The organism is Vreelandella neptunia (assembly GCF_034479615.1).
Classification (GTDB): Bacteria; Pseudomonadota; Gammaproteobacteria; order Pseudomonadales; family Halomonadaceae; genus Vreelandella; species Vreelandella neptunia.
Map to the genome: position 1 here is coordinate 531,768 of NZ_CP140255.1, position 23,777 is coordinate 555,544.

A 23,777-nucleotide genomic window follows, 5' to 3' on the forward strand; every position below is an offset into this window, starting at 1 on the left:
ACTATGCGTTTGAGCGACTATCAGCGCCAAATGATCGTCCAGTCAGTAAAAAGCTGTTTCGGCCCCAAGGCACGGGTGAAGCTATTTGGCTCGCGTACGGATGACAGCCGTCGAGGCGGTGATATCGACCTACTGATCACCACGGACATGCAGGATGTTAATGATATCGTCCGGGCCGAAATGCGTTGTCAGGTGCAACTTCAGCAGGCGCTGGGCGAACAAAAAATCGATATGTTGATCGACTACCCCAATAGAGGTCACTACCCAGCCATTTTCCGCATAGCCGAACAATCAGGTATTGCGTTATGACTCAAGATATTTCGCAACAGCGTTTACTTGATGCTTGGCGGGAGTGTCAGCGTCATCGGCATTTCATTGACTATGCGTTGTCGTCTTTGCAAGCGTCGCTACCTATTACCGGCGAGCGCCTTACGCGACTAAGTGATGCAGAGATCCAAAGCCTGGATCAATTCGTGCTTCGGTTTGGCAAATTGCAGGATGCTATTGGTACGCGATTGCTCCCTTCTGTGCTGCTGTATTTACAGGAGCCTTATGAGGATCGCCCCATGCTAGATAAGCTTCACCGCTTGGAAAAGCTGGGCTACATCGAAAACAGTGAGCAATGGCAAACGCTTAGAATACTGCGCAATCGCTTCGCCCATGAATATCCAGATGACCCCGATAAAAATGCGGCGATCCTGATGTTGGCGATTGAGTCAGTAGCCAGTTTGGGTTCTATTCTGGAGCGCATTGACCAAAAGCTTGCGCTTTCTTCTATCGCGTAATCATTTCCTTATAGCCCTGTTCTTATGGCTCTGCTCTTATGACAAAGTGCCTAGCTGATCAGCGCTACCCTGCTTTATACTCTGCGCCCTTTTCCATTCTCGTTAGTTCTTGTTTTAACTTTTTCACTCTTGGCTTTTTCACCCTCTGGAGCGCGGATGTCTGTTTTTGAAAGCTCTGTCGATAAAACCGCTGTGAATGATCGCTCTGTTGTTGGCTCGGGAGATAATTCAGCCACCGAGTATCCGCGTCCGCCGCGCCGCGAGTTCAAGGCGCGGGGCAGTTTTGTCACCCGCTGCGATCACTGCCAGCTACCCATACTGAATTGCCTGTGCCCCTATCAGGTGAAGGCGGAGAGCCATGCTCAGGTCTGGCTAATAACGCATCCGATAGAGCACTTTAAGCCGACCAATACCGGGCGCTTGATTCGCGATGTGATCACGACGACCCAGGTGTTTACTTGGTACCGCACGGCGCCGGATGCTCAGTTAGCTGAGTTGCTAAAAGACCCGCGTTACGCGCCCTTTGTGATCTTTCCGGATGATCAGCCCGATTACGCGGATCGGGTGGTGGGTATCGACGCGGTTCACTCGGCGAAAGAGCAGGCGCGCATTCCGGTGTTTATCATTCTGGATGGCACTTGGCGCCAGGCGCGGCGTATGTTCCGTAAAAGCGCCTATCTGGATGCGTTGCCTGTGCTGCCATTGCGAACCGAGCGCGAGACGCGCTACCGGCTGCGCAAACCGGCGTCAAAAGCACACCTTTGTACTGCGGAAGTGGCTATCGAGCTGCTGCGCCAGGGCGGGGATACGGTTGCTGCGGACGTGCTGGATGACTACTTTGAGGTGTTTAACGATAGTTACGCGGCGAGCCGATTGCATCATAAAATCGACCCGCCTACTGCAGCGATGCGGCGCCTAGCCGCCAAATAGAGCGCCGGCAATTCGGAATCCGGCCACCCAAGTGCCCACCGCGGAGCCTAGCGTGGCGAGAATAAACACCAGCAGAGTGCGCGATACGCGGTTTTGCCACCAGCCTTTCAACTGCGTGACATCGTGGCGTAGCGATGAAAAATCGCGCACTTTGGGTTTGCGCATATAGAGCTCAACCCCGGCGGCCACAAAGCCAGCGCCGATGGTGGGGTTCAGCGAGGTGAGCGGTGCGGCAAAGAAGGTAGCAATCACTGTCACCGGGTGGGCCATGGCGATAATCGTTGCACCGCCCGAGAGAATGCCGTTAATCAAGAACCACTCAAGCACCAGTTGCCAACCAAGATCAGTGTTTCGCGAAAAACCAATCGCAAAGCCGGTAAGCACCAACGCGGTAATCAGCCACGGCAGTGCTTTCCAAAGCTTGGATGGCGGCGGGGTGGCCTCAAGCGATTCGCGCTCTACCTTTGGCTCGGCGGGCAGCGGGGCTTCAAGGTGCTCGCCGGTGCCTTTGAGATGGCCTGCGCCGAGCACTATTAGCACGTGTTGGTAACGCCCCGGTGGCGCCTCTTCAGCTAAGCGTAACGCCATATAGCGGTCACGCTCGCGAATCAGTGGGGTATACAGCGCTTCCGACTCAGCGGCAAACTCGTTGAAGGTGGCTTCCAGCATATCGCCTTCTTTGAGTTTTTCGATATCTTCTTTAGAGACATCCTGTCGAGAGAGCACGCTGCCGATAAGGCCTGAAAACAGCGAGAAGCGCTGCCACCAGGGTACATTGCTGTAAATGCGTTTTAGCGTTATGCCGACATCACGGTCGACGAGCATCAGCGGCAGCTTCAGTCGGTTAGCTTCCTCAACTGCCGCACGCATTTCGGCCCCCGGCTGGATGCCGGACTGATCGGCAATCCGTTGCTGAAAGGCACCCAGTGCCAGGCTCGCAGCGACCATGCCCGCTTTGCCTTCTCTGAACACCTGAAACAGATCCTGCTCGCCCATGGCATCCGGGTTGGACATGCTGTGATGGCGAGCGTCGCAGAGCTCAATCGCCACTGCATCAAAAGCCCCGCTATCGAGTAGGGCTCGCACATCGTCGGCGCTTTCCGCCGACACATGAGCCGTGCCCAGCAGGGTGTAGCGTGTTTCGCCAACAGTGAACGTTTTTAACGGCCCACTGGTAGCTGGCAGCGAAGTCGGGTTTTCAGCCAGCGACTCCGCTTCAGCGTTGGGCGTTTCGTCGTGAGATGTATCTTTGTGGTTCATTAACAGCTCTCAAATCGGTCAATAAGGGGCAGGCGTGAAGCGCTTAACGCCGCCAGAAAGCGGGGGTAAACAGCACTAGAACCGTAAAAATTTCCAGGCGTCCAAGCAGCATGGCGAGTACCAGGATCCATTTCGCTATACTGGGCATGTCGCCGTAATGGGTGTGGGATTCACCCAGTGCAGGGCCTAAGTTGTTGAGGGCAGAGCCCACCGTCGACCACGCGGTCACCTGATCAACCCCGGTCGCCATCACTCCCACCAGCATTAAAAAGAACAGCATTACGTAAACCGAAAAGAACCCCCAGACCGCTTGAGCAATGCTGTCGGGAACGCTGACCTTGCCCACTTTGACCGCAATCACCGCATTAGGGTGGATCAGCCGCATGATTTCGCGCATGCCCTGTTTTATGATCAAAATAATCCGAATCACCTTCATGCCGCCACCGGTCGAGCCGGAACAGCCCCCAACGAACGCGGCCACAAACAGTAGAAAGGGCAGCGCACCGGGCCACATGGAGAAGTCGGCGACGCTAAAGCCTGCGGTGGTGGCCACAGAGACCACCTGGAAAACGCCGTGGCGAAGGCCGCGCACGGTGTCATAGGTGTCTGTCAGCCAGAGTGAAAGCACGGTGATCACACTCAGGGCGAGCAGAAATAGCATCAAAAAGCGCGCTTCGGGGTCGTGAAAATAGTGCATCAGGCTTTTTTCACGCCAAGCGATAAAGTGCAGGCTAAAGCTGAACGCTGAAATCAACATAAAGCCTACGCATATCATCTCGATGGTAGCGCTATCGAAATAACCGATGCTGGCGTCGTATGTGGAGAAGCCACCGATAGCGACAGTCGAAAAGCTATGGCTCAAGGCATCGAACCAGCTCATGCCCGCTAACATATAGGCGATCATGCAGGCCAGGGTGAGCGTGGCGTAGATGTACCACAGCGCCTTGGCGGTTTCGGTGATACGCGGTGTTAGCTTGGAGTCTTTTAGTGGCCCAGGGATCTCGGTGCGATACAGCGCCATACCGCCCACGCCAAGGGTGGGCAAAATGGCAACGGCTAGCACCACGATCCCCATGCCGCCCAGCCACTGGAGCTGCTGGCGATAGTAGAGAATCGATTCGGGTAAAAAGTCGATGCCGGTAATCACCGTGGCGCCGGTAGTGGTCAAGCCGGAAAACGACTCGAATACCGCATCGGTGATGCCCAGCGAGCCTTCGCCGAATAGCATCAGCGGCAGCGAGCCGAACAGCGCCAGCACGGTCCAGAACATTGCGGCAATAATAAAGCCGTCGCGGATGCGCAGCTCTTTTTGCGAGCGTCGATTGGGAAGGTAAAGCAGTAATCCCGTTGCTACCGAAATCGCAATGCCGCTAATAAAGGCGCTCCACACGCCGTCGCGAAACCAGAGTGAAATCAGCGTTGGGGGGAGCATGGTAAGGCTGAACAGCATCAGCAACAGCCCCAAAATGCGCAAAATAACCCGCAGACTCATGGTTGTCGCATGCTCCTGTTATTTGCAGCCAGTGGTCGTGGCGCGAGGGTTATCAAAAGAACGTCAAGCCGACCTGGAACAGGCGCTCCACGTCGCGAATGCGGCGCTTGTCGATCACGAATAGAATCACGTGGTCACCGCTCTCAACCATCACATCGCCGTGGGCGATGATGACCTCTTTGCCGCGCACAATCGCACCGATGGTGGTGCCGTCGGGCAGTGCGATATCGCGGATGGTACGGCCCACCACTTTTGATGACTGCTTATCGCCGTGGGCGATGGCTTCAATGGCCTCGGCGGCGCCCCGGCGCAGCGAGTGGACGTTGACGATATCGCCCCGGCGCACGTGGGTCAGCAGGCTGCCAATGGTCGCCTGTTGGGGAGAAATAGCGATATCGATCTCGCCCCCCTGCACCAAGTCCACATAGGCGGCGTTGTTGATCAGCGTCAGCACCTTTTTGGCGCCTAGGCGTTTGGCGAGCAGCGACGACATGATATTGACCTCGTCGTCGTTGGTCAGCGCGCAGAAGATATCGCACTCTTCGATATTCTCCTCTTCCAGCAGACGCTTGCTGGTGGCGCTGCCGTGGAGCACCACGGTGCGATCCAGCCGCTCAGAGAGGGTGGTGCAGCGCTCCAGGCTGTGCTCGATGATCTTGACCTGGTGGCTATGCTCCAGGTGTTCGGCCAGGCGCTCGCCGATATTGCCACCCCCGGCGATCACCACGCGGCGGAAGTCCCGCTCGACCCTCCGTAGCTCGCTCATTACCGCACGAATATCCCGGCGGGCGGCGAGGAAGAACACCTCGTCGTCGGCTTCGATGACCGTATCACCACGGGGAATAATCGGTCGGTTACGGCGGTAAATGGCGGCTACGCGGGTGTCCACGTTGGGCATATGGCGGCGCAGAAAAGCCAAATCCTGGCCCACCAGCGGGCCGCCGTAGAACGCTTTCACCGCGACCAGCTGTACCAGGCCACCGGCAAACTCCAGCACCTGCAGGGCACCGGGGTGCTCGATCAGGCGGCGCACATGGTCGGTAACCACCTGCTCGGGGCTGATCAGTACATCAATGGGGATCGCTTCGTGGGCAAAAAGGCCTTTACGGGTCAAATACGCCGTGGCGCGCACCCGGGCAATTTTGGTCGGCGTGCGAAACAGCGTATGGGCGACCTGGCAGGCGATCATATTGATCTCGTCGCTATTGGTGACAGCGATCAACATATCGGCGTCTTCGCAGCCCGCCTGGCGCAACACTATCGGGTAGGAACCCGCCCCGGTGACGGTGCGGATATCGATTTTGGTGTGCAGCTCGCGCAGTTTTTTGGCGTCAGTATCAACGACGGTGATGTCGTTCTCCTCGCGGGCGAGGTGTTCAGCCAGTGTGCCGCCGACCTGGCCGGCGCCGAGAATGATGATTTTCATTGCTGAGCATCGGTTCCATTAAAAGCGCCAGCGCGCGATGTTGTTGAGACCATACCCTGAGATCGGGACGGTCTATCATGCGCTGCAATAAAGACGGCGGCCAGTGTAAACCAGCCGCCGTCGAAAAGCAGGTGAGGATTATTCTAGCGTAAAGCCGACTTTAACCGTGACCTGCCAGTGGGCCACCTGGCCGTCTTCAATATGGCCACGGGTATCGACAACTTCCAGCCAGCGCATGTGCTTAATAGTCTCTGACGCCTTGGCCAGAGCGTTCTGAACCGCTTCTTCAATACCCTTCTCGGAAGAGCCGGTCAGTTCCACGTGCTTATAAGTATGATGACTCATAGTACCTCCTTCCTTGTCATAAATTCACTGCCTCGGCATCAGTGAGCGCCTAGGCAGTGCGCTTCTCTAGTCTGGCATAAAAAAAGCCATCGTGACTGCTCTGGGCCGGAAACAGCTGGCGACCTGCACCGCTGGCAATGCCCCAGGCAACGTCGTTAGGCGTGGTGACATGGGCGTCAGGGGTGCGGGCGAGAAACGCCTCAATCTGCTCACTGTTCTCCTCCGGCAGTACCGAACAGGTGGCATACAGCAGGATGCCGCCCTCGCGCAGCATCGGCCAAAGATTGTCTAACAGCTGGCGTTGAAGCTTGGCCAGCGGCCGGATATCGTCTTTGCGCCGCAGCTTCTTGATATCCGGGTGGCGGCGGATAACGCCGGTGCCAGAGCAAGGGGCGTCGAGCAGGATGGCATCAAACGGTGTGCCGCTCCACCAGTCGCGCTCGGTGGCATCGGCGTGTTCGAGTACCGCCTCAACGCCGAGACGGCTAAGGGTGTCCTCCACCCGCGCTAAGCGCTGGTTATCGCTATCGATAGCCGTTAGGGCAATATCAAACTGCTCTAGCAAATGAGCCGTTTTACCGCCGGGGGCGCAGCAGGCATCGAGTACACGTGCACCTGGTCGTGGCGCCAGTGCGGGGCCAAGTAGTGCCGCAGAGAGTTGGGCGGCTTCATCCTGAACGCTAACGTGGCCCTCTTCAAAGCCGGGCAGCGCGGTCACATCGCAGGGTGTTTCCAGGGTGATAGCGTCAGGGGCATGGGGGCATAAGTGGCCGTTCAAGCCCTGTTCGGTGAGCATACCCAAATAGGCTTCACGGTCGTTGTGGTGCTGATTCACCCTTAACGTCATGGGGCCGGCGTGATTGTTGGCTTCGATGATATCGCGCCACTGCTCTGGCCACGCCTGGCGCAAGGCGTTAAGCAGCCAGGGCGGATGCTCTAACGCGACGCTTTCATCCCGGTCTACCTGGGCCTGGAGCGCCTCGGATTCGCGCTGTAGCCGCCGCAAGCAACCATTTAAGACGCGGGTAGCCCACTCCTTATTCAGTAAGCGCGCAGCGCCAGCGGTTTCGCCTACCGCCGCGTGGGCGGGAATGCGCATGTAGAGCAGCTGGTAAATACCCAGCAACAGAAGCGCCTGAACATCGCTATCGCGCTTTTTAAACGGCTGCTTAAGCAGCACGCCCGCTAAAGCTTCCAGACGCGGCAAGCGACGGCAGGTGCCGAAGCAGAGCTCTTTGAGAAGTCCGCGGTCGCGAGCCACCACGCTGTGCTCATCCAGCCCCGCCAGGGAGCCCTGGTCGCTGAGCACCGGGGCCAGCGCGCGGGCCGCAGCGGCGCGGACTTCCTGACCACTGCCGCCTTGGGGGGAGCGCTTTTGGCTCATGGTGTTTCTCCTTCGCTGGCTTGCGCCGCAGAATTTTTAAAACGAGCATCAAGACGAGCACCAAGACGTGTGCCGGTAGCAAGGCGCGCGTGGCGCGCATTCAGTAAGTCACGTACGTCCATGGCTTTACCGCCGGGCAGCTGTGCTCTGGTCACACAAAGTACCTCGCGGCCGTTTGGGCCACAGGCAATCCGCAGATAATCGTCGCCGTGATCGAGTAGCGTGCCGGGCTCGCAGGGTGGCTGCTCGCCCTCTTCTACGTGCGCCATGAGCAAACGTAGGCGCTCCTCACCTAACGCGCACCAGGCCACCGGCCAGGGGTTAAAGGCGCGAATTTTACTGGCTAACTGCTGAGCGGGCTGGGCAAAGTCGAGCTCGGCTTCCGCTTTGCTCAGTTTGGCGGCATAGGTTACGCCCTCTTCGGGCTGAGGCGTTGCCTGCGCGGTGCCGGTGGCCAGGGCATCCAGCGTGTTGATCAGCGCATTGGCACCTTGAATGGCGAGGCGGTCATGCAAATCGCCGCCGGTGGTGCGGGCGGTAATGGGTGAGCGCACTTCCGTGAGCATCGCACCGGTATCCAGGCCAGCATCCATCTGCATGATGGTCACACCCGATACGCGATCACCTGCTTCGATCGCCCGCTGAATAGGGGCAGCGCCGCGCCAACGGGGCAGCAGCGAAGCGTGAACGTTAACGCAGCCGAGACGCGGTATGTCCAACACGGCCTGAGGAAGCAGCAGCCCGTAGGCCACAACGACCATGATGTCGGCATTGAGCGCGGCCAGCTCGGCTTGAGCCTCGGGCTGCTTTAGCGTCTGAGGCTGATAGACAGGCAGGCTGTGTTCCAGAGCCAGCTGTTTGACCGGGCTGGGCGTTAGCTTACGACCGCGACCCGCAGGGCGGTCTGGCTGGGTATACACCGCCACCACTTCGTGCTGACTTTCCAGTAGCGCGGCAAGACTAGAGGCGGCGAATTCAGGCGTGCCAGCAAAAACAACGCGCAATCGTGACATATAAAGAGGGCTACCTGGCTTGAGTAAGAGAAGTGTTAGGCGTCCTGCATCTGCTTATGGCGTTTCTGCATTTTCTTGCGGATCCGGTCACGTTTTAGCGGCGACAAGTAGTCAACAAACAGCACGCCCTCAAGGTGGTCGTACTCGTGCTGAATACAGTGTGCCAGCAGACCCTCTGCCTCTAACTCATAGGCATCGCCATTACGATCCAGCGCGTTGAGCTGCACCTTAAGGTAGCGCGGCACTTCTGCATAGTGCTCGGGAATCGACAGGCAGCCCTCCGAAAGCAGCTCTTTCTCGTCGCCAATCGGGGTGTAGCGCGGGTTGATAAGTACCAGCGGCTGGGAGTTATCGTCGCTGACATCCATGACGACAACACGGCGATGGACATCGATCTGGGTCGCGGCTAGACCGATACCACGGGCGTCATACATGGTCTCCAGCATATCGTCGACGAGCTGGCGTACCTCATCGTCGACGGTTTCCACCGCAGCGGCCTTGGTGCGCAGGCGCTCATCGGGGAATTCAAGAATAGGAAGTTTGGCCATGGCGTTACAATCACCGTTATGCTGAGTCTAAATTAAGTCAAGCTAGGCAGTGACGAGCGTCTTCTAACCTAGGTACTTTATGATGGGTCACTATATCATGCTGTCAACGTTTCTGGGCATGGGCGCCCTATGCGCAAAGGTTCCAGCAGCAACATAATGACTGCGCTTATGCAGCGTTTCGACATGGAACTAAGAGTGATGCATTTTATTGGGGAGAGCAGGATGGCGGCAAAACAATACGCCTACCGAAGGGTTTTGAGTGGTTTGCTGCTGAGTGCAGTGGTGCTGGTGAGTAACAATGCCACCGCTTGGGAGCGTGATCAGGCAGTGATTAAACTCTCGCCGCAGGTGCGTACCTTACCCCATCGTGAAGCGATCGAGCCTATCGCCTTGGAGGAAGCCCAGGCCTTTTTGCGCGAACACCGGGTTGTCGATGATGCCGAGGCGTTGCAGGAACTGGCTTACGTAGTGGCGGGAGACGATCGCCGTTTGATCAGCGGCGCGGGAGATCGGTTATACGTGCGTGGTGATGTGCCACGCCATGGTCAGTTGGGCATCTATCGGCAGTCGGAGCCCTACCTGGCGATGGATGGCATGCCGCTGGGCTTAGAGCTGATTAACGTTGGCATCGCTCGCCACGTCAGCAGTGAAGGCGATATTGCGCAGCTTGAAATCGTTAGCTCCCATCAGGAAGTAAGGGTTAACGATATTGTACTGCCCTTGGAGGAGCATGAGTTAAACCGTGAGTTTATGCCCCGCGCGCCGCTCAATGCGGTTGAAGGACATATTATTGCCGTGCCAGGTGGCGTGCGTTTTATTGGCCGTTTTCAGATCGTTGCGTTGGATCTTGGCACCCTGGATGGTTTACAGGCGGGACATGTCCTGCGAGTCAATCAGCAGGGTGAGCTGATCAACGACCCACGTACCCAGGAGCTAGTGCAACTGCCCAGCACAGAAGCGGGCAATGTAATGGTTTTCAAGCCCTATGATCGCGTCAGCTACGCCCTGGTGATGCAGGCCTCTCGGGTGCTGGAAGTGGGCGATGAGGTTGGGTCAGCGACGAACTAGCGGCCGGTAAATAAAGACGTTTAAAGATAGGAGGGAGTATGGACGCCCAGGCGTGGCTGGTGGTCAATGCGTTGCCGGGTATGGGGGCGCTGCGTATCGCGCAATTATTAGCCCGTCAGCCGCAGTGGCCGGAAGGGTGGCTGGCAGCGCTGCCCAGTCGTGCAGCCAGCGAGTTGCGCCTGTGGCTTGAGCATCCCACGCGCAGCCCGTTGCAAAATGTGGTTGATGAGACCCTGGCGTGGCAGCAGAGCGGGCCTAGTCGCCATGTGCTGCATCGCGACCACCCCGCCTGGCCTGCACTGTTAAATGAGTTGCCCGACCCGCCCGTAGTGCTCTGGGCCCAGGGAGATCTTAGCGCACTGGAGGGCCCCAAACTTGCCATGGTAGGCACCCGACGCCCCACCGGCGAAGGTACCCATAACGCCCAAACCTTCGCTCGCGATCTAGCCCGCCGTGGCTGGTGCGTGGTCAGCGGTATGGCCTTGGGCGTTGATGGCGTAGCCCAGCGCGCAGCGCTAAATGCCGGTGGACGCACGATCGCTGTACTCGGCTGCGGCGTGGATGTGATCTATCCCGCCTCCCACCGTGATCTTCACGAGCAGCTTAGTTCTCTACCCGGTGGCCTAGTGGTGTCGGAACATCCACCAGGTACGCTGGCGCGCCCGGCGTTTTTCCCGCGGCGCAACCGCATCGTTACCGGTCTCTCGCTCGGTACATTAGTGGTCGAAGCCACCGAAAAAAGCGGTTCGCTGGTCAGTGCACGGCTCACTTTAGAGCAAAATCGCGAACTGTTTGTGCTGCCCGGTTCGCTACACAACGTACAGGCCCGCGGCTGTTTGGCACTACTGCGCCAGGGCAGTGCCCATCTAGCCTGTAGCGTCGACGATATTATTAGCGACCTTGGCCACTGGGCCAGTGAATTTATCCCGGCCGATGACGCCATGCAGCAAACCTTACTAACGTCTGCAGAAAAACCACCTGAGCAAGAATCGCTGCCTGATGGCGTGTCTGGCGATAGCTTGCCAGATTCATTATTAGCGTCTTTATCCGCCACGCCAACGCCTATTGATCTCTTGGTACACGCCACCGGTGTGACGGTCAGCGACTGCCAGCAGCGCCTGCTGATGCTGGAGTTGGAAGGCTGGGTTGCTCAGCAGGCGGGAGGCTGGGTGCGGCTGCCGCGGCCATGATAGGATAAAGTCATTAAAGGCCTGTTAGCCGTGAGGAGAGAGCATGAGTTTGGCGACCGATCTAGCCCCTGCGATTAGCGCGCTGCGTAGTGGGGGAGTGATTGCCTGTCCCACTGAAGCGGTGTGGGGGCTTAGCTGTGACCCCGAAAACGACGCAGCCTTAGCCCATCTAATGCGTATGAAAGAGCGCGACCCTGCCAAGGGCGTGATCCTTGTTGCCGCGAATATCGAACAGTTCCAACCCTGGTTGAGCCAGCTCCCATTAGCGATGCACGCTCCCCTAGCGGCAAGCTGGCCGGGGCCCAATACTTGGCTAGTGCCTGATTATGGCCGCAGCCACGGACTGGTGCGTGGCGCCCACGAGCGCGTAGCGCTGCGGGTGACCGACCACCCAGTGATGAAAGCCCTGTGCGAAGCCTTTGGGGGCCCGCTGGTATCCACCTCGGCCAATCGTTCGGGGGAACCGCCTGCGATGAGCGCCGCTGAGATCACTGAAATCTTTGCTGATGAAGTGGCCCATGTAGTGCAAGGCAAGCTGGGTGGCAATGCCAAACCCAGCACCATTAGAGACCTAGCCACTGGTAAAATCATGCGCTCTTAACCGGCACTCCATCCATTCACTATTCACCACTCACTCATTACTACTCACTAATGCCCCAGGAGTTACCGTGGCCCACGAGCACCTTGATGACGTTAAACGCTACCTTCTTGATTTGCAGGATCGGCTCTGCGCCGGATTGGCGAAAGCCGATGGGGCTGCACAGTTCCAGGAAGATAGTTGGGAGCGTGCAGAGGGGGGCGGTGGTCGATCACGGGTGATGACCCATGGCGGCGTGTTTGAAAAGGGCGGCGTCAACTTCTCCCATGTTTATGGCACCCAACTGCCGCCTTCGGCCACCGCCGCGCGCCCTGAACTGACCGGACGCAGCTTTCATGCGGTGGGGGTCTCCTGGGTGCTGCACCCGGAAAACCCCCATGTACCCACCAGTCATGGCAACGTGCGCTTCTTTATTGCCGAAAAAGTCGGTGAGCCGCCGGTATGGTGGTTTGGCGGCGGCTTTGACTTAACGCCGTTTTATCCCGTGTTGGAAGACGTGGTGCACTGGCATCGGGTGGCCAAAGCCGCCTGCGACCCCTTTGGGGACGATGTTTATGCGCGCTATAAGGCCTGGTGCGACGAGTACTTCTACCTTAAGCACCGCGATGAAACCCGCGGTGTCGGCGGGTTGTTTTTCGATGACCTAAATGAAGGCGAGTTTGCCGACTGCTTTGCCATGCAACAGGCGGTGGGCGACAGCTTCCTAGAGGCTTATTTACCCATCGTTGAGCGCCGCAAAAATGACGCCTGGGGCGAGCGGGAGCGCGATTTCCAGCTTTACCGCCGTGGCCGCTACGTGGAGTTCAACCTGGTGTGGGATCGCGGCACGCTGTTTGGCTTACAAAGTGGCGGGCGTACGGAGTCAATTTTGATGTCTATGCCGCCAATGGCGCGCTGGGAATACGCCTTTGAGCCAGAGCCCGGCAGTGCCGAAGCGCGCTTGCAGGATTTCTTATACCCCCGGGACTGGCTCGGCGAATTCGCTGAGGATGCAGGCCAAAGAAAAAGCGGAGAGCTCTCATGACTGATCGCTACTGCGTGTTTGGCAACCCGGTCAAACACTCTAAATCCCCGCAGATCCACTCTGAGTTTGCCCATCAAACCCAACAGGCTCTTGAGTACACCGCTGAAGAAGCACCGGTGGATGGCTTTGCCGGTGCCTGGCGGGCATTTATCGACGCGGGCGGGCGTGGCGCCAATGTTACCGTGCCGTTCAAGGGTGATGCCTTTGCGCTTTGCGACACCTTGAGCCACCGCGCCCGTCGTGCAGGGGCGGTGAATACGCTGATCCTGGGGGGGAATGGCCGTACCTACGGCGATACTACCGATGGCATTGGCCTAGTGCGTGATTTGGCCTATCACCGCGTGGCGTTAGCGGGAAAGCGCATTTTGGTGGTAGGCGCAGGTGGCGCCGTGCGCGGCATTCTGGAGCCCCTGCTTGTCGAGCAGCCCAGTAAAGTCGTCGTGGTCAACCGCACCGCCGCCAAGGCCGAGCAGCTGGCCAGCGATTTTGCTGATCTGGGGACTGTCACTGGCGGCGGTTTTGACACTCTTGACGGTACTTTTGATGTGGTGATTAACGGCACCAGCGCCAGCCTCTCAGGCGATTTACCGCCGTTGCCTGATACGTTGTTCAATACTAATGCCTGGGCCTACGACATGATGTACGGGGCCGAGCCGACGGTGTTTTTACAATGGGCAGGCCCGCGTGGCGCGAAGTTGCTTGATGGCTTAGGCATGCTGGTCGAGCAAGCCGCCGAGTCGTTTTTTCTATGGCGCAATGTTCGTCCCGAAACGGCACCCGTGCGCGAAATGCTGCGCCAATCGCTTAACTATTCATAGCCGCATCCAGTTAACACAACTTAAAAAGCGGGGGCGGATACCGTATCCGCCCCCGCTTTTTATGTGTGCCGCTAATAACGCTTTACTTAGCGCGCTTGACGTACAAACCCACCATGCACATTACCAGCCCCACCACCGAGAGCAGCATGCCGCCATTGACTAACAGCGGCGAGCGCTGCAGCCAGGAGACGAACGGTTGCGGTGCGTCTCTACAAACACTCTCAATATAGTCCCAATGGCCGCCATCAAGCTGACAAGCACGGACGTCGTTGAGCTCCCAGAAATACACACCCATCAGCACAAACAGCGGCAGCACTAGCAGCAGTAAACCTAACTTGATCATCTAAACCTCAAGAGCCGTTAAGGGCGTGGGCAGTTGGGGGTGCGACCATTGCTGCGTGCTTGTTGGTAGCGTGCCAGGGCATGATCCATATTGGCTTGCAGGCCTTCAATGCGCTGGCCTTGGCCAGGGTGAGTCGACATCCACTCGGGGGGCGCACCGCCACCTGTGGCCGCCTGCATATTTTCCCAAAGGGTCACGCTTTCACGGGGATTGAAACCGGCTTGGGCCATAAGATCCAGGCCAATCACGTCAGCTTCGCTCTCATGAGCCCGGGAAAAAGGCAGTACGATGCCGTACTGCGCGCCCATGCCGAGCACGCCCATGAGTTGCTGGCCACCGGCAGACTGCATGCCCGAGGTGCTGGAAATTACCGACAGGCCTAACGAGGTGGCGCTCTCGGTTGAGGCGCGCTCATTGGCATGGTTGGCCAGTACGTGACCAATTTCGTGGCCGATAACGGAAGCAAGCTGATCCTGATTTGTAGCAATATCCAGCATACCGGTATTCACGCCCATATAGCCGCCGGGAAGCGCGAAGGCGTTGGGCTGTTCGGACTCAAACACGCGGATTTGCCAATCTAGCTGTTGCTGCTGGGCGGGGAGCTCCGCCACGATGGCATCGGCAATACACTGGACATAGCGATGACTGGCTTGGCCGGCGGTAGGCAGTTTCTGCTGATATTGAGTGAACGCCTGGCGGCCCATCTCATTGAGTTCGCTATCGGAGAGCAACAGTAGTTGCGAGCGTCCGGTAGGCGAGGTGGAGCAAGCGGCGATGGACGCGCATAGCGCGGTAATAGCAAGGGGGCGAAGCCAGCGCATGAGACGGTTTCCTTATAGACGAATGGGTTTCTTGGACACAAGATAACCGCTGATAGCAGTAAATCAATCCCCCATCATAACCCACCTAGAGGGTGAGTATGGATGCTGAATTAACCATCCTTTTCTGACCCAATGCTAGGCACCAGACCGTTGGCTGCGAGCTCCTAGACATAACCCTTCAGCGCTGGGGTACTAACTGCCCATCGGCGCCTACATTGAGGCGAATAGTGGGCGTCAACAAACCGGCAGGTAACCGCATACCTAAACCGCGCAGATCCCCTGGTGTGATGGCCAGTTGACTGCCGGGCGGTAGCTCGCCTTGGGACGCCAACTGACTGGCAAGTTCCAGCATGGGGGCCATGCGTTGGGTGTCGGTGGCGAGGACATCAAAGGCAACCGGTAGGCGTAAGTTAGCATCATCACCAGAGGTCAGCGTGACGTCCTGCTCATAGTTCCCCTGCACAGGGTCAATGCCCGGCATATCCAGCGCCCAGCGAAAGCCTGACATCTCCACCGGTGGCATACCTGCGGGTAAGCCCAGCCCCATGGCAATGGTGGCCTGAACGGGCAGACTGCCCGCGCCGAGGCTAGACGCAATCAGGCTGGTTAGATCACTTGTATCTAGCCCCGCATTGATACTGTAAGGCCCAATGCGAACATCCTCGACCCCCAGGGAGGTTACTGCCAAACGAAACGCAAACAGGCCGGTTTGGGGGAGGGCGAGACAACCCGTGAGTAGGCTGGCAAAGCCAAACAGAGTCAGCCATCGCCAATAGCGAGCAATATAAAGCATAAGAGTCCCCTTCAATAGGGCGTAAGTAAGTAGTGGGGTAGCAATGCTAAGAGTAAGGTGTTGTTGCGCACTTACTAGGTTCAGGCTAATAAGCGCGGCTATTTGAGGGCTGAAGCCATATTCTGTCAAGACAATTTGCGTGTTCAGGTGCTTATTGAAGGCTAGAACCAAAACGCCCGCTTGGCGATGCAAACGGGCGGGTTCAAAAGGCAGCTACTAAAATGATTAGCGACGGCTTTTGCGCGCCTCTTTGGTGCGGTTAAGCTCGCGCTTTTTGGCCTTCTCTTTGTCGCTGGCGCCCGCCATGTCATCAAACGGGTTACTGCCGGAGCGAAACTCAAAGCGAATCGGCGTGCCGCGCACCTTGAGCACCTTGCGGAAAGTGTTGGTCAAATAGCGGCGGTAGGCTTCGGGTAGCGACTCGGTTTGGTTGCCGTGGACGACGATAATCGGCGGGTTGCTTCCACCCTGGTGAGCCATACGCAGCTTGATACGCCGTCCGTGCACCATCGGCGGTGGGTTTTGGCTGACCGCGTCCTGGAGCAGGGTGGTGAGGCGGTTGGTCGACCAGTGGGCGTTAGCGGCGTCAAAGGCGCGATCAATCGAGGGGTAGAGATCACCCACCGCCGTGCCGTGCAGGGCAGAGATAAAGTGCAGTTCGGCATAATCCGCAAAGCCTAGGCGGCGCTTCACTTCAGTGCGCATTTTATCCTTGGCTTCGGTCTCCAGGCCGTCCCACTTGTTGACTGCCAGCACCAGTGCACGACCGGTGGTCAACACATAGTCCAGCAGGTGCAAGTCCTGCTCCACCAGGCCGCTGGAGCCATCCAGTACCATGATTACCACATGGGACTCTTTGATCGCATCCAGGGTCTTGATGATGGAAAATTTCTCGGCGATTTCGCGCACGTTCTTGCGCCGCCTAATACCCGCGGTGTCAATCAGTACATAGGGCTTGCCGCGGCGCTCAAAAGGAATCTCGATGGCATCGCGGGTGGTGCCCGCTTCATCAAACACGACGACCCGATCTTCGCCTAGCAGGCGATTGACCAGGGTCGATTTTCCCACGTTGGGGCGGCCAATCACGCCGATGCGAACGCCTTTGCTGCCGGTGTCGGCAGGAATGCTGGCGTCACGCTCGGGAAACGGTTCGAGTACCACATCAATCAGGGTGGAAACGTTGCGCCCGTGGGCGGCAGCAATCGGCCAGGGATCGCCGAGGCCGAGCGACCAGAAGTCGCCCATGGCCGAATGCTCTTCCAGCCCATCGGTTTTATTCACCACCAGCCAGGTTTTTTTCTGATTGACCCGCAGGTGGTTGGCAATCGCCTGGTCAGCGGCGATAAGGCCGGCGCGAGCGTCGACCATAAACAGCACAATATCGGCTTCATCAATGGCGGCGAGTGACTGCTCCGCCATGGCAGCGTCGATGCCTTCTTCGTCACCGCTGATACCGCCGGTATCAATCACGGTATAGACCTTATCGCCCAGCATGCCATTACCGTACTTACGGTCGCGGGTGAGGCCAGGAAAGTCGGCCACCAGTGCATCACGCGAGCGCGTTAGGCGGTTAAACAACGTCGATTTGCCCACATTGGGGCGACCGACTAAAGCAATGACGGGTGTCATGGAGTTACTTCCAGGGTTTCCAGGCGACCATTGTTGGCCTGGACATGAATGGTGCTGCCTTCAGTGACCGGGCGTACGCTGATGCCCGAGCTGTGCACGCGAGTGCGACCCACGATATCGCCTTCGCGAGCGTCGATCAGGTGAAGATAACCGTCAAAATCGCCGAATACTAAACGCCCATCGGCGAAGGCGGGGGCGGTTAACCAACGATCTTCTAAATCGTCGTTGCGCCAAATTTCGCGGCCGCTGTTAGCGTCGAGGGCGACGACTTGGCTGTCATCGGTGACCACAAACAGAAAGTCGCCGACCAGAATCGGGGTATGGCGGCTGGAGAGATCCGCTTCCCAAAGTACGTCGCCTTGGGTTGCTTCCAGCGCCACCACCCGGCCGTTATAGCTGGTCACAAACAGGCGGCCATCGGGGCTGATGACCGGCTGGCCAGAAAGATCCACCAGGCGTTCCACTTCGCTACGCCCTTGGGGAGTGGCAATCTGCATTTCCCATAGCGGCTGCCCGCTACGGTTATCCAGGGTGGCCAGACGGCCATTGGCTAGGCCAACAAAGCTGACTGGATCAATGACCATTGGCGTGCCGGTGCCGCGCAGGGTGAGTGACGGCTGCGAACTGGTGTATACCCAGCGTTCTGCACCCGTGGCGCGATCCAAAGCCGTGACACGGCCATCGACACTTTGCACAATCAGCAACTGCCGGTTGGCCTGGGGCGCGGCCAGCACTTCGCTGGATACCCGCGAACGCCACTCTTCGCTGCCGTCACCTTGATCCAACGCGATCACTTCGCCGTTGCCAGTGGCCAGATAGACCTGACCGGCAATCGCCGTTAGCGCGCTGGAAATAGTCGTATCAAGGTCGATTTCCCACTTGACGTCGCCGCTATTGGCATCCATCGCCATTACCACGCCCTCGACATCGGCTGCAAACACGGTGTCGCCTTCACGGGAAGGCGCGATGGGGTAACGGGCATGGCCCAGGCCATCGCCCACTTTGCGATCCCATTGGGTCTCTAGCGAAGAGGTTTCGTCGAAGCTACGCAGCTCTTTGGGCGTATAAGCTGGCTCACCTTTACTAGCGCAACCGACTAGCAGTGCCAGCGACAGCGCGCCTAAACTTGCGCGTACTAGCTGTTTTGTTGGGATACCAAACGTCATTGTGTCGCCTCCTCAGCGCTGAGATCGTCAAGCTTGAACTGCACGCCGTAAAGCGGCTGGTCTTGGGTTTGTGACACTTCCAACGCCGTTTCCCAAGCATCGCGGGCTGCATCAGTGTTGCCTTGAGCGGCGAACGCATCGCCGCGTACGTTAGCACGCTGTGCTGCCAGGGCGTCAGTAATTGGCTCATCCAGCAGCGCATGCGCCTGTGTGGGATTGCCGTCGGCAAGCTCAACACGCGCTAAGCGAAGCCACGCCAGGCTTTGCACATAGCGGCGCGAGGAGTCGGCTGCGCTTTCCAGTGCGGTACGTGCTGCTTCCAAGTCGCCTTGCTGAACAGCCAAGCGGGCGTCGAGCAGAAGGGCGAGTTCGGCGTAGAGCGTATCGCCATGCTCGTTGGTCAGCTCGCTGACCATTTCCCGCGCGCTTGCTAGTTGCTCCTCGTTAAGCTCGTTGCCAGCGGTCATATTAACCAGCTGCTGATAGCGCATGGAGGCCGCTTCAGCTTGGCCCTGTTGATAGTTCTGCCAGGCATTCCAGCCGAATACTCCAGCCGCCGCCAGAACAGCGCCTGCAATCAACGACATGCCGTTCTCTTTCCACCAGCGCTTAACGGCGTCTAGCTGCTCTTCTTCGCTTCTCAGCTCCACCACGGGCGGGCTCCTTTCTTCTAAAGTCGTATGTTTAGACCGTCGCATGCAAGCAGGCTGCCTGCAGGGCTTATGCGTTAGCCGTTAAAAGCTCGCCCAGCGTGCGGCCTAATGCGGCTTGAGGAACGCTTTGCTGTTCGCGGTCATCGCGCAGAAACTTGACCGTTGCCGACCGCGCTGCGATTTCATCTTCACCGATCAGTATGGCTATCGTAGCAGCGCTCTTGTCGGCTTTTTTGATTCGGCTTTTAAAGCTGCCGCCGCCGCAATGAAGCTGCAGACGCAGTTCAGGCAGCTCGCCACGCAGTTGCTCGGCCAGGGTAATGGCTGCTGTGGTGGCGCTATCATCCATGGGCAGTAAATAGACATCGCAGCCGCCAAGGGCGTTCTCAGGGATCAGCTCAAGCGTTTCGAGCAGTAGAATCAGCCGCTCAATGCCCATGGCAAAGCCCACCGCTGGGGTAGGCTTGCCGCCCAGCTGTTCGACCAGGCCGTCGTAGCGTCCGCCGGCACATACGGTGCCCTGGCTGCCCAGCGCAGTCGTGGTCCACTCGAACACGGTACGGCAGTAGTAGTCGAGCCCCCGCACTAAGCGCGGGTTGATCACATAGGCAATGCCTGCTGCTTCAAGCATTCTGGTGAGCTGCTCAAAGTGTTCCTGGGATTCGGCATCCAGGTGATCCATCAACTGCGGCGCGCCGTCGAGCATCTCAGCCATGGCCGGATTTTTGGAGTCGAGAATACGCAGCGGGTTGCTGGTCAAACGGCGCTTGGAGTCTTCATCGAGGACGTCTAGGTGCTGCTCAAAGTAGGCCACCAGCGTATCCCGGTAGGCTGCCCGCGCCTCAGACGAACCCAGTGAGTTGAGCTCCAGGGTGACGTGCTCCATCAAGCCGAGTTCTTGCCATAGGCGTGCCGAAAGCAGGATCACCTCGGCGTCGATATCCGGGCCATCAAAACCGAAGGTCTCGACGCCGATCTGGTGGAACTGGCGGTAGCGGCCTTTTTGCGGACGCTCATAGCGAAACATCGGCCCCTGGTACCACAACCGCTGAGTTTGGTTATACAGCAGGCCGTGCTCCATGGCCGCGCGCACGCAGCTTGCGGTGCCTTCGGGGCGTAGAGTCAAACTCTCGCTGTTGCGATCGTCGAAGGTGTACATCTCTTTTTCGACGATATCGGTAACTTCACCGATAGAGCGTGCAAACAGCGCGGTTTGCTCAACGATAGGCGTGCGGATTTCATTAAAGCCGTAACGCAGCATTAGCTGGCGTACTTTGGCTTCAAAAAATTGCCAGCGTGGGCTGTCGCTGGGCAGTAGGTCGTTCATACCACGAATGGCTTGAATTTTTTTAACGGCGGACTTGCTCAAAGAAAACTCCTTATTCTGCCATCAGGCGTGGTTCACCCAGGCTGGCAGCCAGCCCCAGCGGTTAAACGCTGCGGGCAATCATATCGTCTTGCTGCTGCTGTTTTTCGCGCACTTTTTCGCGAATCAGCTGCTCCAGGTCATCTACCAAGTGGTCGTTGCGCAGCTTGCTGGCGGGCTTGCCGTCGATATACACCAGGTTGGCGGGGCTGCCGCCGGTCAGGCCGATATCGGTCTCTTTGGCTTCGCCGGGGCCATTGACCACGCAGCCGATCACCGAGACGTTAAGCGGCGTCATCACGTCTTCCAACCGCTCTTCGAGCTGGTTCATGGTGCTAATAACGTCAAAGTTCTGGCGCGAGCAGCTGGGGCAGGCAATAAAGTTAATACCTTTAGAGCGCAGTTTGAGGCTGCGGAGCATATCAAAGCCGACCTTGATCTCTTCCACCGGGTCTGCCGCCAACGAGACACGGATCGTGTCACCGATGCCGTCCATCAGCAGCATGCCCAGACCAATCGATGACTTGACCGTGCCCGAGCGCAGACCACCGGCTTCGGTAATCCCTAAGTGCAGCGGTTGCTCGATGCGCGCGGCCAGGTCGCGATAGGCGGCCACGGCCATAAACACATCCGAGGCTTTGACGCTGACTTTGAAGTCGGGGAAGTCGAGCCGATCCAGGTAATCAATATGGCGCATGGCGGACTCCACCAATGCCGCCGGGGTAGGCTCGCCATACTTCTTCTGCAGGTCTTTTTCCAACGACCCTGCGTTGACACCAATCCGGATCGGAATGCCATGGTCGCGGGCGGCGCTAACCACCGCGCGTACGCGGTCTTCACGGCCGATGTTGCCTGGATTGATGCGCAGGCAGTCGACGCCGAGTTCGGCGACACGTAGGGCTATTTTGTAATCAAAATGGATATCGGCAACGAGCGGTACATTGACGAGTTTTTTGATCTGACCAAAGGTTTCGGCGGCGTCCATATCGGGTACTGAAACGCGCACGATATCCGCACCGGCTTTTTCCAACTGCTGGATCTGGGCCACGGTCGCGGCGACATCCAGGGTGTTGGTATTGGTCATGCTTTGAACGGCAATGGGGGCATCACCGCCCACCGCGACGTTTCCAACCTGAATCTGGCGGGAATGGCGGCGCTTTATCGGAGAAGGGGCGTGCATAAGACGGGTCACTCTCCCAAGGTGAATCGGGCAACATTGTTGGCGCCTGCGCGGGCGGGAAGGTCAACTTCCTCGCCTTGGTAGCGCAGCTCGACGCCGGTGGCATTGCCTACGGTTAAGCGAAACGGGGGCTCGCCTTCGACGGTTGTCGAGGTGCCGGGCGTTTGCAGGCCAACGAAGACGCGCTGGTTGGTGGCGTCAAAAATCTCCGTCCACGACTGCTCGTTAAACGTTAGCTCAAGGACGTTGGCATTGGCGGTCTGCTCGGCGGCAGCGGTTTGTTCGCTATCAGTGTCGTTCTCTTCAACACTGCTTGGCTCAGGCTCGCTCGGCTCATCGCTATCCTCCGCGGTGCTGGCCGTATCGGTGGTGCTATCCAGTGCGGATTCGTCAAGGCCTGTAATCGCGTCAACATTATCTTGAACGCTGGGCGCTTGTTCTTGCGCAGCCGTCGGTGAAGGCGCGACGTTGGTGCCATTGCTGGGCAACGTCGCGCTTTCATCGCCACTGGTGAAGCTTGAATCCGTACTCGCTGCAGTGTCATCGGGCTCACTGGTCGGCTCTGCTGGGGCGGTAGCGGTCTCTTCCGTAGAGGTTGAGCCAAAGCCCGGTGGCTCGTTGCCACCCCGGCTTTGCCACCACATCACGGTTACAGCGATAAGTCCCACAATTACCAGCAGGGTAACCAGCTTAAACAGCCACGCGCCAACCCGGGAGGGCGGCCTCGCCGTAGAGACCGGGGTCACTTTGCGTTCGGTGTCGGTACCGCCACTGCGGGCTTGATAAGCCTCAAGCACTAGCCGGTCATCCATGCCCAGGTATTTGGCGTAAGAGCGCAGGTAGCCGCGTCGATAAGCGGCGACAGGAATCTCTTGATAGTCATCCTGCTCAAGACCTCCCACGACGGCGGGGCGCAGGTTGAGCGCCCGGGCCGCATCGGCAAGCGGAATACCAAGCTGCTCGCGCTGGCGAGCAAGAAGTTCGCCAGGAGAGGCGCTAGTGCTAGGGCTATCAATGACGTTTTCTTGTGACTGTGTATCGCTCATGGCTGAGCATCCTTCATTAAATAAGCGGTGATCAGGGCGTCAATCAGTCAGTCGTTGCCAAGCAGGCGCTGGTATTCAGCGGCGACGCTATGCTCGCCGCGCTTCTGTGCGATATCAACCGCCATTCTTAGCGCTGCTTGGTCGGGCTCGGCGAGCTGCAAATAGGTTTGCAGCGGTGCCCAGGCCTGAGAGTAATTGCCCTGCGAATATTCGAGTTCAGCTAACATTAAATAGCCGCGTGAATTACGCGGATCAATACTTTGCGCACGCTCCAATCGAGCGCGCGCCTTATCAAATTCTTCCAGCGCCATGTAACACTGCCCTAAATTAGTAAATAGCTGGGCACGGTTGGCGTACTGGGCATCCTGTGATGCGGTTTCTAACTGCTCACAGGCGGCATTGAACTGACCCTGACCGTATAAGAACGCCGCATAGTTGTTGCGGGCGCGGGTGAAGTCAGGTTCGGCATTCACCGCCTGTTGAAAATAGTCGTTGGCAAGTGCACTTTCGCCCTGGCGTTGATAAACCAGTGCCAGTGCTTGCAGCGCTTCTGCATGGTGAGGGGCAATTTCAAGTGCCCGATCCAGTGCGTTGAGGGCGCGGGGAAGATTATCGCGCTCTAGATAGGCGACGCCAAGCTGGGTATAGGCTTCTGCCGCCGCGGGGTTGGCTTGCGGTGTAAGGTTGTTGGACGAGGCACAGCCGGCTAGCCACAAGCTACCGATAAGCACGGTGAGCATGGGCACCCGCGATGGGTGTTGGCGCCTGCGGTGAGCGATCATGTAAATCCTCGTGTGGTGAACGTCCAACTGCTAGTAAGGCAATACTGACAAACAGCAGTGCTAATCTAAATAAAAACCGTGACCATCAAAGCGCCGTGCCAAGCGGAAGTCAAGATA

25 protein-coding genes are annotated in these 23,777 nt (G+C 58.0%); 8 read left to right on the plus strand and 17 right to left on the minus strand.

The genetic code is table 11. The features are described 5' to 3' along the window. The first annotated feature begins 3 nt into the window (after positions 1 to 3). The 3 genes from SR894_RS02560 to SR894_RS02570 all read left to right on the plus strand — a co-directional run bounded on the left by SR894_RS02560 (position 4) and on the right by SR894_RS02570 (position 1,715). Positions 4 to 309, plus strand: a complete 306-nt coding sequence (locus SR894_RS02560) for a nucleotidyltransferase family protein (protein WP_088698345.1) — start codon at positions 4 to 6, stop codon at positions 307 to 309. Beyond that, the gene (locus SR894_RS02565; protein WP_223287956.1) at positions 306 to 785 is read left to right on the plus strand and encodes a hypothetical protein; all 480 of its coding nucleotides are present in this window, start codon (positions 306 to 308) and stop codon (positions 783 to 785) included. The genes SR894_RS02560 and SR894_RS02565 overlap by 4 nt, the downstream gene beginning before the upstream one ends. 156 nt (positions 786 to 941) lie before the next feature. Then, complete coding sequence (locus SR894_RS02570; protein ID WP_223287955.1) at positions 942 to 1,715, plus strand: tRNA-uridine aminocarboxypropyltransferase; 774 nt, start codon at positions 942 to 944, stop codon at positions 1,713 to 1,715. On the opposite strand, the gene SR894_RS02575 is transcribed toward SR894_RS02570, so the two are convergent. The 7 genes from SR894_RS02575 to def form a co-directional block, all read right to left on the minus strand. Next, positions 1,701 to 2,975 (minus strand): TraB/GumN family protein, encoded by a 1,275-nt coding sequence (locus tag SR894_RS02575; protein WP_223287954.1) that lies wholly within the window; start codon positions 2,973 to 2,975, stop codon positions 1,701 to 1,703. The two genes, SR894_RS02570 and SR894_RS02575, sit on opposite strands and share 15 nt — an antisense overlap. A 43-nt stretch (positions 2,976 to 3,018) precedes the next feature. Further along, complete coding sequence (locus tag SR894_RS02580) at positions 3,019 to 4,467, minus strand: TrkH family potassium uptake protein (RefSeq protein ID WP_223287953.1); 1,449 nt, start codon at positions 4,465 to 4,467, stop codon at positions 3,019 to 3,021. A gap of 52 nt (positions 4,468 to 4,519) precedes the next feature. Further along, the gene (gene trkA, locus SR894_RS02585; RefSeq protein ID WP_022523027.1) at positions 4,520 to 5,893 is read right to left on the minus strand and encodes a Trk system potassium transporter TrkA; all 1,374 of its coding nucleotides are present in this window, start codon (positions 5,891 to 5,893) and stop codon (positions 4,520 to 4,522) included. 138 nt (positions 5,894 to 6,031) lie between these two features. After that, the gene (locus SR894_RS02590) at positions 6,032 to 6,238 is read right to left on the minus strand and encodes a dodecin (protein ID WP_008959783.1); all 207 of its coding nucleotides are present in this window, start codon (positions 6,236 to 6,238) and stop codon (positions 6,032 to 6,034) included. 49 nt (positions 6,239 to 6,287) lie between these two features. Next, positions 6,288 to 7,622, minus strand: a complete 1,335-nt coding sequence (gene rsmB / locus SR894_RS02595) for a 16S rRNA (cytosine(967)-C(5))-methyltransferase RsmB (protein ID WP_223287952.1) — start codon at positions 7,620 to 7,622, stop codon at positions 6,288 to 6,290. Then, entirely contained in the window at positions 7,619 to 8,635 is a 1,017-nt protein-coding gene (gene fmt / locus SR894_RS02600) for a methionyl-tRNA formyltransferase (RefSeq protein WP_223287951.1), read from the minus strand. The genes rsmB and fmt overlap by 4 nt, the downstream gene beginning before the upstream one ends. A gap of 35 nt (positions 8,636 to 8,670) precedes the next feature. Further along, the gene (gene def, locus SR894_RS02605; RefSeq protein WP_133730863.1) at positions 8,671 to 9,183 is read right to left on the minus strand and encodes a peptide deformylase; all 513 of its coding nucleotides are present in this window, start codon (positions 9,181 to 9,183) and stop codon (positions 8,671 to 8,673) included. A 222-nt stretch (positions 9,184 to 9,405) separates the two neighbouring features. Between def and SR894_RS02610 the strand changes: the two genes are divergently transcribed. From SR894_RS02610 to aroE, 5 genes are all read left to right on the plus strand, one after another. Continuing rightward, entirely contained in the window at positions 9,406 to 10,251 is an 846-nt protein-coding gene (locus tag SR894_RS02610; protein ID WP_223287950.1) for a peptidoglycan-binding protein, read from the plus strand. Positions 10,252 to 10,289: 38 nt separating this feature from the next. After that, positions 10,290 to 11,441 (plus strand): DNA-processing protein DprA, encoded by a 1,152-nt coding sequence (dprA, locus tag SR894_RS02615; protein WP_223287949.1) that lies wholly within the window; start codon positions 10,290 to 10,292, stop codon positions 11,439 to 11,441. 43 nt (positions 11,442 to 11,484) lie between these two features. Further along, positions 11,485 to 12,042, plus strand: a complete 558-nt coding sequence (gene tsaC, locus SR894_RS02620) for an L-threonylcarbamoyladenylate synthase type 1 TsaC (RefSeq protein WP_223287948.1) — start codon at positions 11,485 to 11,487, stop codon at positions 12,040 to 12,042. 67 nt (positions 12,043 to 12,109) lie between these two features. Continuing rightward, positions 12,110 to 13,063, plus strand: a complete 954-nt coding sequence (hemF, locus tag SR894_RS02625) for an oxygen-dependent coproporphyrinogen oxidase (RefSeq protein ID WP_223287947.1) — start codon at positions 12,110 to 12,112, stop codon at positions 13,061 to 13,063. Then, a complete protein-coding gene (gene aroE, locus SR894_RS02630; protein ID WP_223287946.1) occupies positions 13,060 to 13,881 on the plus strand; it encodes a shikimate dehydrogenase in 822 nt (273 codons plus the stop codon). The genes hemF and aroE overlap by 4 nt, the downstream gene beginning before the upstream one ends. An 82-nt stretch (positions 13,882 to 13,963) precedes the next feature. Here aroE and SR894_RS02635 read toward each other — a convergent pair whose 3' ends face one another. From SR894_RS02635 to pilW, 10 genes are all read right to left on the minus strand, one after another. Then, positions 13,964 to 14,224 carry a hypothetical protein gene (locus SR894_RS02635; protein WP_133730857.1) on the minus strand — a complete coding sequence of 87 codons (261 nt, stop codon included), beginning with the start codon at positions 14,222 to 14,224 and terminating at the stop codon, positions 13,964 to 13,966. 17 nt (positions 14,225 to 14,241) lie between these two features. Continuing rightward, entirely contained in the window at positions 14,242 to 15,045 is an 804-nt protein-coding gene (locus SR894_RS02640) for a M48 family metallopeptidase (protein WP_133730856.1), read from the minus strand. Positions 15,046 to 15,223: 178 nt separating this feature from the next. Continuing rightward, complete coding sequence (locus SR894_RS02645; protein WP_223287945.1) at positions 15,224 to 15,838, minus strand: hypothetical protein; 615 nt, start codon at positions 15,836 to 15,838, stop codon at positions 15,224 to 15,226. 225 nt (positions 15,839 to 16,063) lie between these two features. Continuing rightward, positions 16,064 to 17,467 (minus strand): ribosome biogenesis GTPase Der, encoded by a 1,404-nt coding sequence (gene der, locus SR894_RS02650; RefSeq protein WP_071695367.1) that lies wholly within the window; start codon positions 17,465 to 17,467, stop codon positions 16,064 to 16,066. Further along, positions 17,464 to 18,633, minus strand: a complete 1,170-nt coding sequence (gene bamB / locus SR894_RS02655) for an outer membrane protein assembly factor BamB (protein ID WP_223287944.1) — start codon at positions 18,631 to 18,633, stop codon at positions 17,464 to 17,466. Before bamB ends, der begins: the two co-directional genes overlap by 4 nt. After that, a complete protein-coding gene (locus SR894_RS02660; protein WP_223287943.1) occupies positions 18,630 to 19,286 on the minus strand; it encodes a YfgM family protein in 657 nt (218 codons plus the stop codon). Before SR894_RS02660 ends, bamB begins: the two co-directional genes overlap by 4 nt. Before the next feature lie 67 nt (positions 19,287 to 19,353). After that, positions 19,354 to 20,655 carry a histidine--tRNA ligase gene (gene hisS, locus SR894_RS02665; RefSeq protein WP_133730852.1) on the minus strand — a complete coding sequence of 434 codons (1,302 nt, stop codon included), beginning with the start codon at positions 20,653 to 20,655 and terminating at the stop codon, positions 19,354 to 19,356. A gap of 61 nt (positions 20,656 to 20,716) precedes the next feature. Beyond that, a complete protein-coding gene (gene ispG, locus SR894_RS02670; protein WP_027957428.1) occupies positions 20,717 to 21,832 on the minus strand; it encodes a flavodoxin-dependent (E)-4-hydroxy-3-methylbut-2-enyl-diphosphate synthase in 1,116 nt (371 codons plus the stop codon). 8 nt (positions 21,833 to 21,840) lie between these two features. Beyond that, positions 21,841 to 22,878, minus strand: a complete 1,038-nt coding sequence (locus SR894_RS02675; protein ID WP_223287942.1) for a RodZ domain-containing protein — start codon at positions 22,876 to 22,878, stop codon at positions 21,841 to 21,843. A 47-nt stretch (positions 22,879 to 22,925) separates the two neighbouring features. Beyond that, positions 22,926 to 23,660, minus strand: coding sequence for a type IV pilus biogenesis/stability protein PilW (gene pilW / locus SR894_RS02680; protein ID WP_133730850.1), 735 nt, complete (start codon positions 23,658 to 23,660; stop codon positions 22,926 to 22,928). Between the last annotated feature and the right edge of the window lie 117 nt (positions 23,661 to 23,777).